This is a genomic window from Streptomyces sp. CB02923 (assembly GCF_001905005.1).
Taxonomy (GTDB): Bacteria; Actinomycetota; Actinomycetes; order Streptomycetales; family Streptomycetaceae; genus Streptomyces.
This window is the reverse complement of the sequence record NZ_LWKZ01000024.1, coordinates 479,292-494,771: the sequence shown is the minus strand read 5'-3', so window position 1 is coordinate 494,771 and position 15,480 is coordinate 479,292. Positions and strand designations below refer to the sequence as shown.

The window sequence follows — 15,480 nt, the reverse complement described above, 5'->3', positions numbered from 1 at the left end:
TGCCTGTCGACCTGATGATCGGCCCGCCGCCCTCGTGCGCCGTGGCCGCCCGCGTGCTGTGCCTGTGAGACGCCGGTCACCGGCGCCTCACAGGCCCTTTCCGCCCCCGGTGCGTGAGTGCCTGACCCCCGTCCAAGCACTCACGGCACCGTCCCTCGTGGGGCAGGTTTCTGTCTCCCGGCGCCGGGGAGGGCGCGGGGAGGCGGTCGAGAAGTGTGCGACTGTCGTGGGGCTCAGTGGCCCATGCCGGCGCCGCCGTCCACCGGGATGACGGCACCGGTGATGTATGCCGCCTCGTCGCCGGCCAGCCAGCGCACCGCCGCGGCGATGTCCGCGGGGCGGGCCATCCGGCCCAGGGGGACCTGCTCCAGCATGGCGTCCAGGCGTTCCTGGGGCAGCGCGGTGGCCATGTCGGTACGGGTCAGGCCGGGGGCGACCACGTTGGCGGTGATGCCGCGCGAGCCCAGTTCGCGGGCGAGTGAGCGGGCCAGGCCGACCAGTCCGGCCTTGGCCGCCGCGTAGTTCGCCTGCCCGGCCTCGCCGCGCAGGCCGACGGTCGAGCCGATGAAGACCATCCGGCCCTTGCGGGCGCGCAGCATGCCGCGGGTGGCGCGCTTGGCCAGCCGGTACGCGGCCGTGAGGTTGGTCGCCACGACGTCGCCGAAGTCGTCCTCGGACATCCGCATCAGCAGGGCGTCGCGGGTGATGCCGGCGTTGGCCACCAGGACCTCGACCGGGCCGTGCGCCTCCTCGATCTGCCGGAACGCCGCCTCGACCTGTTCCGGGTCGGTGATGTCGCACCGCACCCCCAGGACGCCGGCGGGCGGCTCACCCGAGCGGTACGTGACGGCCACCTTGTCCCCGTCGGCCGCCATGGCTTCCGCGATGGCCAGGCCGATACCCCGGTTGCCACCGGTGATGAAGACGCTGCGGCTCATGGGTGCCTCTCGGTTGCGGCCGGCGGGCCCGGCTCCGCCGGGGCGGGCGCGGGGTGGCGGAACGCCCGCGGGGGCGCCGTGCGGTGCCTCGCACGGGGAGTCACTCTGACATGAACCGGCTGATCGTTCTTGCCCGATGCCGGTCACCTGAAGTGACCGGCACCAGGAGTTCCGGTAGGCGCGGTGCCGGTCTGTGGGGTTATTTGAGAGGTGGCGACGGTTTTGGGGTGATATTTGATGCGGAGGGGACGGGTACGGACGGGGTCGGTGCGTGGCGACATCGGGTTAGAGTCGGCCGTAACTTTTCGATCCCTTTACCGAATCGATGGGGAGTTTGGCGAAGGATGTCCAGTAATCACCGGGCCGGTGACTTCCTGCGTGACTGGCGCGGCCGCCGGGACCCCCACCAGGTGCCCGGTTTCACCGCGAGATTCGGCCACCGGGGCCGCCGGGGCATCACCCAGGCGGAGATGGCGGCGCTCACCGGCGTCACCGAGGGCTGGTACCGGAGGCTGGAGTCCGGCCGGATCGAGAAGCCGAAGGCCGAGTGGCTGGAGCGCATCGTGCGCATCCTCGACCTCGACGAGGCCCAGCGGCACACTCTCTTCGTCTTCGTGCGGGGGCAGGCGCCGCCGCCGCTGTACCGCCCGGCCGGCTCCGTGGACCCGTCGACGACCGCGCTCGTCCAGGTGCAGCCCTGGCCGGCGTACCTGTCCGACGCGGCGTGGGACGTCCTCCTGTACAACGCGGCGTGCGAGCAGGACTGGCCGTGGATGAAGCACGGCATCAACGTCATGATCTGGGCGCTGACCTACCCCGAGGCCCGCCTCCAGCTGATCGACTGGGAGGAGGCCTGGGCCAAGCCGATGGCGTCCCAGCTCCGGCTGGCCGCCGCCGAGCAGCCGGAGAACCGCAGGCTGGCGGAGGTCGTCGCCGAGATCAAGGAACGCGACAGGGTCGCGGCCCGGCTGCTCAACGACGACCTCACGACGGTCACCCACCCGGACGGCGACCGGCGCTGGCTGTACCTGCCCGGCCACGGCGACGAGGAGTTCGAGGTCACCTTCCGCTGCTTCGCGCCGCTCGGCGACCGTACGCAGCGGTTCATGCTGGTGGTGCCGTGCGACTACCCGGCGGCGAGCTGAGCCATGCCCTCGACGAGGTCGAACGTGGTGCTCGGAACGTTCTCCGCGCCCGCCTCCTGGTAGGCCGCGGCGACGGCGGTGAACAGCCGCTCGGGGTGCGCCAGCGCGCCCGCGTGCTCCGCCTTGACCAGACGGGCCGCCTCGGCCAGCTCCGTACCCTTGCGGGCGTGGGCGGTGGCCGTCTCCTGGACCCGGGACAGCATGTCGCGGAATTCCGTGACGCCCGCCCGGTCGGTGATCCCGCCGTGGCCGGGCACGAAGGTCGTCGCGCCGGTGGCCAGGAGCGTGTCGCAGGCGGTGACGCAGGACGAGAGCGAGCCCGACCAGACGATCATGTGGCCGCCGCGGAACAGGGCGTCACCGGTGAACACCACGCCGTCCTCGGGGACGTGCAGCGCGACGTCGCCCGCGCTGTGCCCGGCACCGAGGTCGAGCAGCCGCACCGCCGTGCGGCCGACGGCCACCTCCAGGCTGCCGGTGAAGGTCCGGGTCGGCCCGGTGACGGTGATGCCGCCGAAGTCGAAACCGCCGAAGTGCTCGACGGCGTAGGCGGCGACCGCGGTGGTCGGCTCGCTGCGGCTCAGGGCCGTCAGCATGTCCGGGGTCATCTCCTGGCACAGGTGCGCGGCGGACGCCTCGGACGTGATGATCTCCGCGTCCCCGACCAGTTCGTTGCCCCACGTGTGGTCGCCGTTCTGGTGGCTGTTGACCACGGTGGTGATCGTCGCGCCGGGTACGGCGGCGGCGACCGCGTCCAGCAGCTCCCGGGTGTCCTGCAACGTGAACTGCGTGTCCATCAGGAGCGCCTCGCCGTCGGAGGCGACGAGCCCGCAGTTGCTGTAACCCCAGGCGGTGCTGTCGTGCGTCCACGCCCAGGTGGTCGGGGAGAGCGGGACGAGGCGGGGCGTGCTCAAGGAAGGTCCATTCTCTCGTGAGGTGTCGCTGCCGCCGGCGGAGCGGCGTACGGACCTGGCGGTGGACCCCGACGGAAGGAACCCCGACGAAGTGATCACCCCGGCTCCGCAGGGCCAATGTACTCACCACGTGCAGGGGACACCCACTCAAGATGGCTGATTACGCGCGTTCCGGCCGATAGCGCCGCACCATGGCGGGCCCGCCCCGCACGGACGGTGATCAGTCTCACCCGCCGCGATCACGACGGCGCACCGGAGCATCTCGGCCACGTCCGCGGAGCGGGCCCGACCACCGGCAACGGCGGACAGCCGCCCCGCACGCCCGGGAGGGCACGGAAAACCGCCCGCAGCGCGGCGGGAATCCAGGCCGAAACACGGCTGGTGCCGAATGCGGGCCGGGCGTGAGGTGGGGACGGACGGGGGCCGGGGGGAGGGGAGAGAGGAACGTGACAGGGGAACAACCGGGTACGCCGGTGGAGGAGTTCGCACGCTTCCTGCGCGGGCTGACGCGGCTGCTCGACGAGACGGCCGGGTGGTACGGGGTCTTCACGCTCCGCGACCCCGAAGGGATGCGGGCCTGCCTGGACGGGGAGGACGTACCGCCCTGGGACGTGGTGGCGTCGCTGCTGCACGACCTCGCGGGCCGCCGCGGCGAACACTGCGTACGCACCGCGGGGCCACGGGCGCGACGGCTCCACGAGGAGGCGGTCGCCGCGTACGACGCCCGGCCGGACGCGCCCGGCCGCCTCGGGGACCGGCTGGACGTGATGCTGCGCGAGCGGCAGTACGCGGCGCTGCGCGAACGGGAACTGCTCGCCGCACTGCGGGCGGCAGCCGACGGGCCCGGCGCGGAGCGGCTGACCGACGAACTGGCCTGGGCCCGTGACGACCACGTACGGTCCGGTGCCCGTGCGCGCGAACTCCAGGGCCGTATCGATGCGTTGGCCGAGCGGGCGGCGGCGCGCCGGTTCCCGGGCGGCGCCGCCGGTCCTGCCCCGGATGCGGGCGGGGCGGGGAGCGGGGAAGTGCCTTGGCGGCCCACGGGTGCGCGGTTCGCCGGGCTGGAGGTGATGGAGACCCCGGAGTCACCGGGAGCACCGGACGGGAGCGGGAGTCCCGGATGGGACACCAGCGGGAGCCCCGCCGGGGAGCCCGTGGCGGCGCCCCGCCCGGCACCCCGCGGGGCGCGCTTCGCCGGTGCGGACGAGGCCGGTCCGGCCGATGGCCCCGGCGCACCCCACCCCGCCCGCGGCCCCCGCGAGCCCGCCCCGCCGCCCCCTGCGCCCCTCCCTCCTCGTACGTCCACCAGCGCCACCCGCCTCGCCCGGCTGCGGGCGGCCGGGCGCGGCGGCGAAGCACACGCCCTGCTGTGCGCAGCCGCTCACGCACACCCGGCCGGACTGCCCGTTCTGATAGGCGAGTTGGAGTACGCCGGTCTGGCGGCGGAGGTGCCGACGCTGCTCTGGGAGGCGGCCTGCCTGCCGCCCGCCCGGCTCGCCGCTGCCGCCGACGCACTCGCCGCAGCGGGCCGTACGGCGGAGAGCGCGCGCCTGCTGCGCCAGGGCGTCGCCCGCCCTGTCGAGGAGGTGGCGCACACGGCGCTGGCGCTGCTGGGCGCGGGCCGCCCGGCGCAGGCCCGCGAACTGTTCGCGGCGCTCGTCCGGGCCCGTACGCCCGAGGAGGCGGTGGAGGCGGCCGCAAGCGCGCCGGACGAGCTGACCCCGCTGCTCCTGGACGCCGCCGCCGGAGTCTCGCCGCATCGCCACCGCGACATCACCCACGCCCTGCGCGTCGGCGGCGCGGGCTGATCCCGTGCCCCGCCCCGTCCGTGGGGGAGATGGTCTTGCCTCGTCGCTGCACGAGGCCTACGGTCGCCTCCACACGCGTAGATCCGCATGGCCCGTGGCCGACGGCTCGACGAAGGAGCAGCTCATGGCCGATGTTGTCCGTAACGTCGTACGCGCCGCACTGGTTCAGGCGTCCTGGACCGGCGACACCGATTCGATGATCGCGAAGCACGAGGAGCACGCCAGGGCGGCGGCCGCGCAGGGCGCGCAGGTGATCGGCTTCCAAGAGGTTTTCAACGCACCGTACTTCTGCCAGGTCCAGGAGCCGGAGCACTACCGCTGGGCCGAGCCGGTGCCGGACGGCCCCACCACACGCCGGATGCAGGAACTGGCCCGCGAGACCGGCATGGTGATCGTGGTGCCGGTCTTCGAGGTCGAGCAGTCCGGCTTCTACTACAACACCGCCGCCGTCATCGACGCCGACGGCACCGTGCTCGGCACCTACCGCAAGCACCACATCCCGCAGGTCAAGGGCTTCTGGGAGAAGTACTACTTCAAGCCGGGCAACCTCGGCTGGCCGGTCTTCGACACCGCCGTGGGCCGGATCGGCGTCTACATCTGCTACGACCGCCACTTCCCCGAGGGGTGGCGCCAGCTGGGCCTGAACGGCGCCCAGCTCGTCTACAACCCCTCCGCCACCTCCCGTGGCCTGTCCGCCTACCTGTGGCAGCTGGAGCAGCCCGCCGCCGCGGTGGCGAACGAGTACTTCGTCGCGGCGATCAACCGGGTCGGTGTGGAGGAGTACGGCGACAACGACTTCTACGGGACGAGCTACTTCGTGGACCCGCGCGGGCAGTTCGTCGGCGACGTCGCCAGCGACACCAAGGAGGAGCTGGTCGTACGCGACCTGGACTTCGGCCTGATCGACGAGGTGCGGCAGCAGTGGGCCTTCTACCGGGACCGCCGCCCCGACGCGTACGAGGGTCTGATCCGGCCATGACGGCCCCGCGCGCGCCCCGGAACGGCTCCGGGGCCGCGGCGGCGGGCGCGGACCTGCGCGCCCGGCACCGCGCCGTCCTGCCCGACTGGCTCACGCTGCTGTACGAGCGGCCCATCGAGCTGACGCACGGCGAAGGCCGGCACGTCTGGGACGCGGAGGGCAACCGCTACCTGGACTTCTTCGGCGGCATCCTCACCACCATGACCGCCCACGCGCTGCCCGCGGTGACCGAGGCGGTCACCGGGCAGGCCGGCCGCATCCTGCACACCTCGACGCTCTACCTCTCCCGCCCCATGGTGGACCTGGCGGAGCGGATCGCCGCGCTCTCCGGCATCCCCGACGCCCGGGTCTTCTTCACCACGTCCGGTACGGAGGCGAACGACACCGCGCTCCTGCTGGCGACGGCGTACCGGGGCTCGCACCAGATCCTGGCGATGCGCAACAGCTACCACGGCCGGTCCTTCTCGGCCGTCGGCATCACCGGCAACGCCAGTTGGTCACCGACCGGTCTCTCCCCGCTCCAGACGCTGTACGTGCACGGGGGCGTGCGCAGCCGCGGCCCGTACGCCGGGCTCTCCGACGCCGCGTACATCGGTGCCTGCGTCGCCGACCTGGAGGACCTGATCGGCCAGACGGCGGGCGTCGCCGCGCTGATCGCCGAGCCGGTGCAGGGCGTCGGCGGCTTCACCTCGCCGCCCGACGGGCTCTACGCGGCCTTCCGCGAGGTGCTGGACCGGCACGGCATCCTGTGGATCTCCGACGAGGTGCAGACCGGCTGGGGCCGTACCGGCGACCACTTCTGGGGCTGGCAGGCGCATGCCGGCAACGGCCCGCCGGACCTGCTCACCTTCGCCAAGGGCATCGGCAACGGCATGTCCGTCGGCGGAGTCGTCGCCCGCGCGGAAGTGATGAACTGCCTCGCCGCGAACTCCATCTCCACCTTCGGCGGCAGCCCGGTGACCATGGCGGCGGCCCTGGCCAACCTCGACCACCTCCTCGAACACGACCTCCAGGGCAACGCCCGGCGCGTCGGCGGCCTGCTCATCGAGCGGCTGCGGGCGGTCGGCGCGGAGCGCGGGACCGTACGGGAAGTACGCGGGCGCGGTCTGATGATCGGCGTGGAACTGGTCGTGCCCGGCACCGGCGAACCGTCGCCGCAGGCGGCGAGCCTCGTCGTGGAAGCCGCCCGTGAGCGCGGTCTGCTCATCGGCAAGGGGGGACTGACGGGTGCCGTCCTGCGCATCGCGCCCCCGCTGTCCCTGACCGCGGCGGAGGCGGAGGAGGGCGCCGGAATCCTCGCGGAGGCCCTGCGGGTGGCCGAGCGCGGGCTGTCACCGGCCTGAGGAAAGCCCGGTGGGGCCGGTATCCGTACGCAAAGTGTCGTGGGTGAGCGGCGCGGAGCGGGAATTCGGCGCCGGAACAAAAAGGCGCGAGCCGGACACTTACCCGTTCGGGTGAAGTTCCGGCTCGCGCGCTACGCGTCGGCGTCAGGCGAGAACGATGTTCTCGGCCTGCGGGCCCTTCTGGCCCTGCGTGACGTCGAAGGAGACCTTCTGGCCCTCCTGCAGCTCGCGGAAGCCCTGGGCCTGGATGTTCGAGTAGTGGGCGAAGACGTCGGCGCCGCCGCCGTCCTGCTCGATGAAGCCGAAGCCCTTTTCGGAGTTGAACCACTTCACGGTGCCGGTTGCCATGTCTTTATCCTTCGATCGAGGCAGTTGAGGAATCCGCACTGTGCGGGTTCCAGGGTCGCCGCAATTGAGCCCATCCGGATGTGACCGGCAGAAACAAAATGCGCCCGACGGTTACATACCGTCAGGCGCACATAACGTTTATGGGTACCAAAACTGCAACTGTTTTGACGGTAGCACGGAACCTGTCGCCGGGACAGTACCGACGGTGATCCCCGGGTGTCGCCGGACCGGCGGCACCCGGGGCACGGGGCGCGGGCACGGGGCCCGCGGCCGTCAGATCGTCGCGGTGTCGATCACGAAGCGGTAGCGGACGTCACTGGCGAGCACCCGCTCGTACGCCTCGTTGATCCGGTCGGCGGTGATCACCTCGATCTCCGAGGCGATGCCGTGCTCGCCGCAGAAGTCCAGCATCTCCTGGGTCTCCTGGAGGCCGCCGATCAGCGAGCCGGCGAAGGACCGGCGGTTGCCGATCAGGGCGAACGGCGCGATGGGCAGCGGGTGCTCCGGCGCGCCGAGCTGGACGAGGGTGCCGTCGGTGCGCAGCAGGCCCAGGTAGGCGTTGAGGTCGAGCTGGGCGGAGACGGTGTTGACGATCAGGTCGAAGCTGTCCGCCAGCTTCTCGAAGGTCTCCGGGTCCGATGTGGCGTAGTAGTGGTCGGCGCCGAGCCGCAGGCCGTCCTCCTGCTTGCGCAGTGACTGGCTCAGTACGGTGACCTCGGCACCCATCGCGTGAGCGATCTTGACGCCCATGTGGCCGAGGCCGCCGAGGCCCACGACGGCGACCTTCTTGCCGGGGCCGGCCTTCCAGTGCGCCAGCGGCGAGTACAGGGTGATGCCGGCGCACAGCAGCGGCGCGGCGGCGTCCAGCGGCAGGTTCTCCGGGATGCTCAGCGCGTAGTTCTCGTCGATGACGAGGTGGGTGGAGTAGCCGCCCTGGGTGGCCACACCGTCCCGGCCGACGGCGTTGTACGTGCCGACCTGGCCCAGCTCGCCGGTGCAGTACTGCTGGAGACCGGCCAGGCAGTTCTCGCACTCCCGGCAGGAGTCGACGAAGCAGCCGACGCCGACCCGGTCGCCGACCGCGTACCGGGTCACCTCGGGGCCGACCTCGCTGACCACGCCCGCGATCTCGTGGCCGGGGACGATCGGGAAGTGCCCGCCGTCGCCCCACTCCGCCCGCACGGTGTGGATGTCGGAGTGGCAGATGCCCGCGAACTTGATGTCGATGAGGATGTCGTGTGCGCCCAGCTCCCGGCGCTCGATGGTGGTGCGCTCCAGCGGAGCCTTCGGAGCGGGTGCTGCGTATGCGGGAACAGAGTTCATGCTCCCCAGGGTGGGCTTGCGTGCGCGGGGCAACCAGTGCCCTGTCGAACCTACGCTCGGCGTTCCTACTACTGCGAGGACCACCCTGGCCCCTCTGCCGCGAGGAGCGCCCCGGCCCCTCGCCGCCGGTCCCCGGGCGGCACGCGCCATAATTCAGGGATGGACCAGCGCACCGAACTGAGCGAATTCCTCCGCTCCCGCCGCGCCCGGCTCCGGCCCGAGGACGTCGGTCTGGCGCACTACGGCGGGCGGCGCAGGGTGCCCGGCCTGCGGCGGGAGGAGCTGGCGCAGCTGGCCGGGGTCAGCGTGGCGTACTACATACGGCTCGAACAAGGGCGGGGGCGGAACGTCTCCACCGCGGTGCTCGACTCGATCGCGGACGTGCTGCGGCTCACCCGGGCCGAGCGCTCCCACCTGACGCACCTGGTCAGGCCGGCCTCCCCGCGTCTGCGCCCCGCGCTGTGGCCGCAGCGGATGCGTCCCGCCTTCCAGGACCTGATCGACGCGATGGACGGCGTCCCCGCGTACGTGGTCGGCCGGCGGCTGGACATCCTCGGCTGGAACCGGCTCGCCCGCGCGCTCCTCGGCGACTTCGCCGCGATGCCGCCCGAGGAGCGCAACATGGCCCGGCAGCTCTTCCTCGCCCCGGCGACGCGGGAGCTGTACGCCGACTGGGAGGAGAAGGCGGCGCACATCGTCGCCCATCTGCGGCGCGACGTCGGCCGGTTCCCGGAGGACCCGAAGCTGTGCACGATGATCGACGAGCTGTCCGCGACGAGCGCGGACTTCCGGCGGATCTGGGCGGCCCACGACGTACAGGACAAGGGTTTCGGCCGGAAGCGGCTGTCGCACCCGCTGGTGGGGCCGCTGTCGCTCGCGTACGAGACGCTCACCCTGCCGGCCGATCCTGACCAGCAGCTGGTCACCTATCACGCCGAGCCCGGGTCGGCCTCGGCGCGGGCGCTGCGGCGGCTGGCGGAGTGGGCGGCGGAGCCGGCCGGCGCCCCGGAGCGGCCGTCGGAGGCCGCGGCTTCGGTGCCTTCGGTGTCCTGAAAGCGGTGACGCGGTCTGTTGTGCGGACGCCCGGCTGGGTACCGTACGACTGGGCCCCGTTGTGAATATTCCGGCGGGGCCCACCAGCTTCCCGGCGCCCGGGTGCGCGCCGTCCGTACGCTCCGCCGCGCGCCCCGTGGCCGCCGCCCGTCCGTCCGCGTCTTTACTTCTCCATTACCTCTACAGTGCTGTAGATTTTTGGTCCCCGGCCGGTGGCGACGGCCGCCGCCTGCCCAAGGCACGCCATCCCGACGCAGGAGTGACAGCACATGACCGTGAACCTGGACAAGGGTCAGAAGATCAGTCTGAGCAAGTCCGGCGGAGGCGAGCTCAGCGTCGTACGGATGGGACTCGGCTGGCAGGCCGCCGCCCGCAAGGGCTTCCTCGCCAAGCTGATGGCCCGTGAGATCGACCTGGACGCCTCGGCCGTGCTGTTCGCCGGTCAGGAACCCGTCGACGTCGTCTTCTTCCAGCACCTGATCAGCGACGACGGCTCCGTACGCCACACCGGTGACAACCTGGTGGGCGGCGCCGGACAGGGCGGCGACGACGAGGCGATCCTCGTCGACCTCCAGCGGGTGCCCGCCCACGTCGACCAGATCGTCTTCACGGTGAACTCCTTCACCGGGCAGACCTTCACCGAGGTGCAGAACGCGTTCTGCCGCCTGGTCGACGAGACCAACGGCCAGGAGCTGGCCCGCTACACCCTGACCGGCGGCGGCGCGTACACCGCGCAGGTCATGGCCAAGGTCCGCCGCTCCGGCGGCGGCTGGGAGATGGCCGCCATCGGTGAGGCCGCGAACGGCCGTACCTTCCAGGACCTGATGCCGGCCATCGCCTCGCACCTGTAGGCGAAAGGCCCCGCCCGCGGGCGGGTTCGGGGCGCGCCCGCGCGGGCGCGCCCTTCCGTGCGCCGTGCGTCAGCCGACGTTGACGCCGTAGTCGGTGGCGATACCGGCGAGCCCGGACGCGTAACCCTGGCCGATGGCCCGGAACTTCCACTCGCCGCCGCGCCGGTAGAGGGCGCCGAAGACCATCGCCGTCTCGCCCGCGGCGTCGTACGACAGCTCGTAGCGGCACATCTCGCGGCCCGTCAGATTGTCGACGACGCGGATGTACGCGTCGTCGACCTGGCCGAAGCTCTGGCCGCGCCCCTCGGCGTCGTGGATGGAGACGGTGAAGACGACCTGGCCGGTCTCGTCGCCGAGGCGGTCCAGGTCGACGAGGAGCTGCTCGTCGTCGCCGTCGCCCTCGCCGGTGAGGTTGTCGCCGGTGTGCCGGACCGCGCCGTCCGGGCTGGTCAGGTTGTTGTAGAAGACGAAGTGCGCGTCGGACAGGACGCGTTGGTCGGGGCCGCAGACGACCGCCGAGGCGTCCAGGTCGAAGGCCGCGCCGGCGCTGGGCCGGGCGTCCCAGCCCAGGCCGACGGTGACGTCCGCGAGCGGAGTGCCGTCCTGGTTGAGGACGACGTTCTGGCCCTTGGTGAGGCTGACGCCCATGGTGCTGTGTCTCCTGTTGCGTGTGCGTGCGGTCCGGTGTGTCGCGTTTCCCCCACCGGGCAACGCGGCGGGCCCCGGCAAGGTTCCCAAGTTGCGCAATCAGTGAAGTGACGCAATCGGTGAAGTGACAGCCGTCCGGCGGCGGGCGGTTCCCCCTGAACTGCGGACATGGTGTTGCCACGGTGGGTGACATGCTTCTACGGTCTGCTGCACGGCCGTGCTCTACGGGTGTAGACCGGCCGTGACGCGGCGTCACCTGGGGCGGGCCGCCCGGACGGCAGAGCACGCCGGGCCGTGTCCCTTCCGGCGCCGCCGAGCACCACTGGTGTGTGTGGAAGGGAGAGCCGGAAGCATGAGCCGAACAGTCATCCGCGGCGGCCTGGTCGTCACCGCCGCCGATGAGATCCATGCCGATGTCCTGGTCGAGGACGGCAGGATCGCCGCCCTCGCCGCGCACGGCACGACCACCGCCGAGAGCTGGACCGAGGGCGCGGACCGCACCATCGACGCCACCGGGAAGTACGTCATCCCGGGCGGCGTGGACGCCCACACCCACATGGACTTCCCGTTCGGCGGGACGTTCTCCTCCGACACCTTCGAGACCGGCACCCGGGCCGCGGCCTGGGGCGGCACGACCACGATCGTGGACTTCGCCGTCCAGACGCGCGGCCAGGCGCTGCGCGAGGGCCTGGACACCTGGCACGCCAAGGCCGACGCCCAGTGCGCCGTCGACTACGCCTTCCACATGATCCTCTCCGACGTGAACGAGCACTCGCTCAAGGAACTGGATCAACTGGTCGAGGAAGGCGTGACCTCGTTCAAACTGTTCACCGCCTATCCCGGCGTCTTCTACAGCGACGACGGCCAGATCCTGCGCGCCATGCAGCGGTCGGCGGGCAACGGCGGACTGGTCATGATGCACGCCGAGAACGGCATCGCCATCGACGTCCTCGTCGAACAGGCCCTGGCCGAGGGCCGGACCGACCCCCGCTACCACGGCGAGGTGCGCAGGGAACTCCTGGAGGCCGAGGCCACCCACCGCACGATCCAGCTCGCCCGGGTCGCCGGCGCGCCCCTGTACGTCGTGCACGTCTCCGCCGAGGAAGCCGTCGCCGAACTGGCGCAGGCCCGCGACAAGGGCCTGAACGTCTTCGGCGAGACCTGCCCGCAGTACCTGTTCCTGTCCACCGACAACCTCGCCGAGCCGGACTTCGAAGGCGCGAAGTACGTGTGCAGCACGCCGCTGCGACCGCGCGAGCACCAGGCCGCACTGTGGCGCGGACTGCGCACCAACGACCTCCAGGTGGTCTCCACCGACCACTGCCCGTTCTGCTTCAAGGGCCAGAAGGAGCTGGGCCGCGGCGACTTCTCCAAGATCCCCAACGGGATGCCGGGCGTCGAGCACCGGATGGACCTGCTCCACCAGGGCGTCGTGGACGGGCACCTCAGCCGCCGCCGCTGGATCGAGATCGCCTGCGCCACACCCGCCCGGATGTTCGGCCTCTACCCGAAGAAGGGCACCATCGCGCCCGGCGCCGACGCCGACATCGTCATCTACGACCCGGTCGCCGAGCAGGTCATCTCGGCCGCCACCCACCACATGAACGTCGACTACTCGGCCTACGAGGGGCGCACGGTCACCGGCCGCGTGGAAACCGTCCTCTCGCGCGGCGAGACCGTCATCGACCAGCGGCGCTACGCCGGGCGCGCGGGACACGGCCAGTACACCCCGCGCGGCACCTGCCAGTACCTGAACTGAGGAGGCCGAGATGGACTTCGGAGTCGTCCTGCAGACCGACCCGCCCGCATCCGACGTCGTCACCACGATGCGCCGCGCCGAACAGCAAGGCTTCCGCTACGGCTGGACCTTCGACTCCTCCGTGCTGTGGCAGGAGCCGTTCGTCATCTACAGCCGCATCCTGGAACACACCGAACGCCTGATCGTCGGCCCGATGGTCACCAACCCCTCCACCCGCACCCCCGAGGTCACCGCCTCCACCTTCGCCACCCTCAACGACATGTACGGCAACCGCACCGTCTGCGGTATCGGACGCGGCGACTCGGCGATGCGGGTGGCCGGCCGCGCCCCCAACACGCTGGCCCGCCTCGGCGACTCGATACGGATCATCCGCGACCTCGCGGAGGGCCGGGAGACCGACGTGGGCGGCCACCCGCTGCGCATCCCGTGGGTGCGCGACGGGCGGCTGCCCGTGTGGATGGCCGCGTACGGGCCCAAGGCCCTGAAGATGACCGGCGAACTGGCGGACGGGTTCATCCTCCAACTGGCCGACCCGTTCCTGACCGAGTGGATGGTCAAGGCCGTACGCGACGCCGCCGCGGCGGCCGGACGCGACCCGTCCGACGTCAAGATCTGCGTCGCGGCCCCCGCGTACGTCGGCGACGACCTCGACCGCGCCCGGGAGCAGTGCCGGTGGTTCGGCGGCATGGTCGGCAACCACGTCGCGGACCTCGTCGCACGCTACGGCGAGCACTCCGGCATGGTGCCCGAGGCGCTCACCGCGTACATCAAGGCGCGCGAAGGGTACGACTACGCCCACCACGGCCGGTCGGGCAACCCGGACACCGCCTTCGTGCCGGACGAGATCGTGGACCGCTTCTGCCTGCTGGGGCCGCCCGAAGCGCAGCTCGACAAGCTGCGCCGGCTCCGGGAGCTGGGCGTGGACCAGTTCGCGCTGTACGCCATGCACGACGCGAAGGACGCCACGATCGACGCGTACGGAGAACGGATCATTCCGGAGTTCGCGGGCTGACCGCCCGCGGGGAGGAGGAACGGATGCGCGTCGCCGTGATCGGATCGGGCATCGTCGGTGCGAGCGCCGCCTGGCACGCGGCCGGGCTCGGCGCGGACGTGGTGCTGGCCGGACGCTCCCAGCCCGGTGAGGCGACCGCGGCCGGCGCGGGCATCGTCTGCCCCTGGGCCTCCGACCACGACGACGCGGACTGGTTCCGCAGCGCCGCGGACGGCGCGCGGTACTACCCGGAGCTGGTCGCCGAACTCGCCGAGGCGGGCGAGCGCGGCCTCGGTTACCAGGCCGTCGGCGCGCTCGCCCTCGCCGCCGACGAAGCGGACCTGCACGGCATCCGGCGGCGGGTGCTCGAACGGCGGCGCGGCGCCGCGGACACCGGCGAGGTGGACCTCCTCGGCGAGTCCGAGGCGCGCGCCCTGTTCCCGCCGCTCGCCCCCGGCTCCCGGGCCGTACGGATAGCCGCCGGCGCGCGCGTCGACGGCGGACGGCTGCGGGACGCGCTGCTGCGCCAGGCGCGGTACCGGGGCGTCGGACTGCGCACCGGACGCGCGGCACTGCGGCGTTCGGCGGACCGTGTCACCGGCATCGAGGTGGACGGCGAGCACATCGCCGCGGACGCGGTCGTCGTCGCGGCCGGGGCCTGGGCACCGGAGCTGCTGGCCCCGGCGGGCGTCACCGTACGGGTCGCACCGCAGCGCGGCCAGATCGTCCACCTGTCCCTGTCGGGCGCGGACACCGGGCACTGGCCCGTCGTCATGCCCGCCACCGGGCACTACCTCGTCCCGTTCGACGGCTCGCGGATCGTGGCGGGCGCCACCCGCGAGCCCGGCACCGGATTCGACCACCGGGTGACGGCCGCGGGACTGGCCGAGGTGCTGGCCGAAGCCCTGGCCGTGGCGCCCGGACTGGCGGGCGCCACCCACCTGGAGACCCGCGTCGGCTTCCGCCCCGTCGGACCGGACATCCGCCCGCTGCTCGGCCGGGTCCCGCAACTGGACGGCCTGGTCGTCGCCGACGGCCTCGGAGCGTCCGGACTGACGAGCGGCCCCTGGGCGGGCCGCGTCGCCGCACTGCTCGCCACCGGCGCCGACCCGGGGCTGGACCTGACGCCGTACGATCCGGTGCGCTGACGGTCCGGTGCGCCGTCCTGGAGCGCTGCCCCGGTGCGCCGTTCCGAGGTGCCTCCGTGGTGCGCCGACGGTCCGGTGCGCCGTTCCGAGGTGCCGCCCCGGTGCGCCGACCGGCGCACGGGCTCTGCGGGGGCGCACACGATGCGCGGAGGCGCGCGGGGGCGCGCACCGATTCACCCGTCCCTCCGAACTCTTTGCCCACTCCTGATGCTCCCCATACGAGGCGGCCTTG

14 protein-coding genes are annotated in these 15,480 nt (G+C 72.3%); 9 read left to right on the top strand and 5 right to left on the bottom strand.

Annotated elements, in window-relative coordinates; translation table 11 throughout:
* Positions 1 to 233 precede the first annotated feature (233 nt).
* Positions 234 to 938: a 3-oxoacyl-ACP reductase FabG gene (gene fabG, locus A6A06_RS25455; RefSeq protein WP_073763665.1), complete on the bottom strand. Its 705-nt coding sequence runs from the start codon at positions 936 to 938 to the stop codon at positions 234 to 236.
* Positions 939 to 1,282: 344 nt separating this feature from the next.
* On the opposite strand from fabG, the gene A6A06_RS25450 reads away from it, so the two are divergent.
* Positions 1,283 to 2,083, top strand: a complete 801-nt coding sequence (locus A6A06_RS25450) for an MmyB family transcriptional regulator (protein WP_073763663.1) — start codon at positions 1,283 to 1,285, stop codon at positions 2,081 to 2,083.
* Here A6A06_RS25450 and A6A06_RS25445 read toward each other — a convergent pair.
* The gene (locus A6A06_RS25445; RefSeq protein ID WP_073763661.1) at positions 2,065 to 2,997 is read right to left on the bottom strand and encodes an MBL fold metallo-hydrolase; all 933 of its coding nucleotides are present in this window, start codon (positions 2,995 to 2,997) and stop codon (positions 2,065 to 2,067) included. The genes A6A06_RS25450 and A6A06_RS25445 overlap by 19 nt on opposite strands.
* A 446-nt stretch (positions 2,998 to 3,443) precedes the next feature.
* On the opposite strand from A6A06_RS25445, the gene A6A06_RS25440 reads away from it, so the two are divergent.
* The 3 genes from A6A06_RS25440 (at position 3,444) to A6A06_RS25430 (ending at position 7,127) form a co-directional block, all read left to right on the top strand.
* Positions 3,444 to 4,805, top strand: coding sequence for a hypothetical protein (locus A6A06_RS25440; protein ID WP_073763659.1), 1,362 nt, complete (start codon positions 3,444 to 3,446; stop codon positions 4,803 to 4,805).
* Between the two features lie 124 nt (positions 4,806 to 4,929).
* Entirely contained in the window at positions 4,930 to 5,784 is an 855-nt protein-coding gene (locus tag A6A06_RS25435) for a nitrilase-related carbon-nitrogen hydrolase (protein ID WP_073763657.1), read from the top strand.
* A complete protein-coding gene (locus tag A6A06_RS25430) occupies positions 5,781 to 7,127 on the top strand; it encodes an aspartate aminotransferase family protein (RefSeq protein WP_073763655.1) in 1,347 nt (448 codons plus the stop codon). Before A6A06_RS25435 ends, A6A06_RS25430 begins: the two co-directional genes overlap by 4 nt.
* Positions 7,128 to 7,271: 144 nt before the next feature.
* Here the strand turns inward: A6A06_RS25430 and A6A06_RS25425 are convergent, their stop codons facing one another.
* Together A6A06_RS25425 and A6A06_RS25420 are read right to left on the bottom strand one after the other, a co-directional pair.
* Positions 7,272 to 7,475 (bottom strand): cold-shock protein, encoded by a 204-nt coding sequence (locus A6A06_RS25425; protein WP_073763653.1) that lies wholly within the window; start codon positions 7,473 to 7,475, stop codon positions 7,272 to 7,274.
* Between the two features lie 273 nt (positions 7,476 to 7,748).
* Entirely contained in the window at positions 7,749 to 8,798 is a 1,050-nt protein-coding gene (locus tag A6A06_RS25420; RefSeq protein WP_073763651.1) for an NAD(P)-dependent alcohol dehydrogenase, read from the bottom strand.
* A 159-nt stretch (positions 8,799 to 8,957) separates the two neighbouring features.
* On the opposite strand from A6A06_RS25420, the gene A6A06_RS25415 reads away from it, so the two are divergent.
* Positions 8,958 to 9,851 (top strand): helix-turn-helix domain-containing protein, encoded by an 894-nt coding sequence (locus tag A6A06_RS25415; RefSeq protein WP_073763649.1) that lies wholly within the window; start codon positions 8,958 to 8,960, stop codon positions 9,849 to 9,851.
* A 269-nt stretch (positions 9,852 to 10,120) separates the two neighbouring features.
* Complete coding sequence (locus A6A06_RS25410) at positions 10,121 to 10,702, top strand: TerD family protein (RefSeq protein WP_073763647.1); 582 nt, start codon at positions 10,121 to 10,123, stop codon at positions 10,700 to 10,702.
* Positions 10,703 to 10,771: 69 nt separating this feature from the next.
* On the opposite strand, the gene A6A06_RS25405 is transcribed toward A6A06_RS25410, so the two are convergent.
* Positions 10,772 to 11,350 carry a TerD family protein gene (locus A6A06_RS25405; protein WP_073763645.1) on the bottom strand — a complete coding sequence of 193 codons (579 nt, stop codon included), beginning with the start codon at positions 11,348 to 11,350 and terminating at the stop codon, positions 10,772 to 10,774.
* A gap of 352 nt (positions 11,351 to 11,702) precedes the next feature.
* Between A6A06_RS25405 and hydA the strand changes: the two genes are divergently transcribed.
* The 3 genes from hydA to A6A06_RS25390 are packed head-to-tail and all read left to right on the top strand — an operon-like array spanning position 11,703 to position 15,248.
* Positions 11,703 to 13,109 carry a dihydropyrimidinase gene (gene hydA / locus A6A06_RS25400; RefSeq protein WP_073763643.1) on the top strand — a complete coding sequence of 469 codons (1,407 nt, stop codon included), beginning with the start codon at positions 11,703 to 11,705 and terminating at the stop codon, positions 13,107 to 13,109.
* A gap of 10 nt (positions 13,110 to 13,119) precedes the next feature.
* Entirely contained in the window at positions 13,120 to 14,121 is a 1,002-nt protein-coding gene (locus A6A06_RS25395; RefSeq protein WP_073763641.1) for a TIGR03842 family LLM class F420-dependent oxidoreductase, read from the top strand.
* Positions 14,122 to 14,144: 23 nt separating this feature from the next.
* The gene (locus A6A06_RS25390) at positions 14,145 to 15,248 is read left to right on the top strand and encodes an NAD(P)/FAD-dependent oxidoreductase (RefSeq protein ID WP_073763639.1); all 1,104 of its coding nucleotides are present in this window, start codon (positions 14,145 to 14,147) and stop codon (positions 15,246 to 15,248) included.
* The last annotated feature ends 232 nt before the right edge of the window (positions 15,249 to 15,480 follow it).

Coding starts and splice junctions, on each gene's coding strand:
- A6A06_RS25430 (WP_073763655.1), top strand. CDS start 5,781: ATGACGGCCCCGCGCGCGCCCCGGAACGGCTCCGGGGCCGCGGCGGCG.
- A6A06_RS25420 (WP_073763651.1), bottom strand. CDS start 8,798: ATGAACTCTGTTCCCGCATACGCAGCACCCGCTCCGAAGGCTCCGCTG.
- A6A06_RS25390 (WP_073763639.1), top strand. CDS start 14,145: ATGCGCGTCGCCGTGATCGGATCGGGCATCGTCGGTGCGAGCGCCGCC.
- A6A06_RS25395 (WP_073763641.1), top strand. CDS start 13,120: ATGGACTTCGGAGTCGTCCTGCAGACCGACCCGCCCGCATCCGACGTC.
- A6A06_RS25415 (WP_073763649.1), top strand. CDS start 8,958: ATGGACCAGCGCACCGAACTGAGCGAATTCCTCCGCTCCCGCCGCGCC.
- A6A06_RS25410 (WP_073763647.1), top strand. CDS start 10,121: ATGACCGTGAACCTGGACAAGGGTCAGAAGATCAGTCTGAGCAAGTCC.
- A6A06_RS25450 (WP_073763663.1), top strand. CDS start 1,283: ATGTCCAGTAATCACCGGGCCGGTGACTTCCTGCGTGACTGGCGCGGC.
- fabG (WP_073763665.1), bottom strand. CDS start 938: ATGAGCCGCAGCGTCTTCATCACCGGTGGCAACCGGGGTATCGGCCTG.
- A6A06_RS25405 (WP_073763645.1), bottom strand. CDS start 11,350: ATGGGCGTCAGCCTCACCAAGGGCCAGAACGTCGTCCTCAACCAGGAC.
- A6A06_RS25435 (WP_073763657.1), top strand. CDS start 4,930: ATGGCCGATGTTGTCCGTAACGTCGTACGCGCCGCACTGGTTCAGGCG.
- hydA (WP_073763643.1), top strand. CDS start 11,703: ATGAGCCGAACAGTCATCCGCGGCGGCCTGGTCGTCACCGCCGCCGAT.
- A6A06_RS25425 (WP_073763653.1), bottom strand. CDS start 7,475: ATGGCAACCGGCACCGTGAAGTGGTTCAACTCCGAAAAGGGCTTCGGC.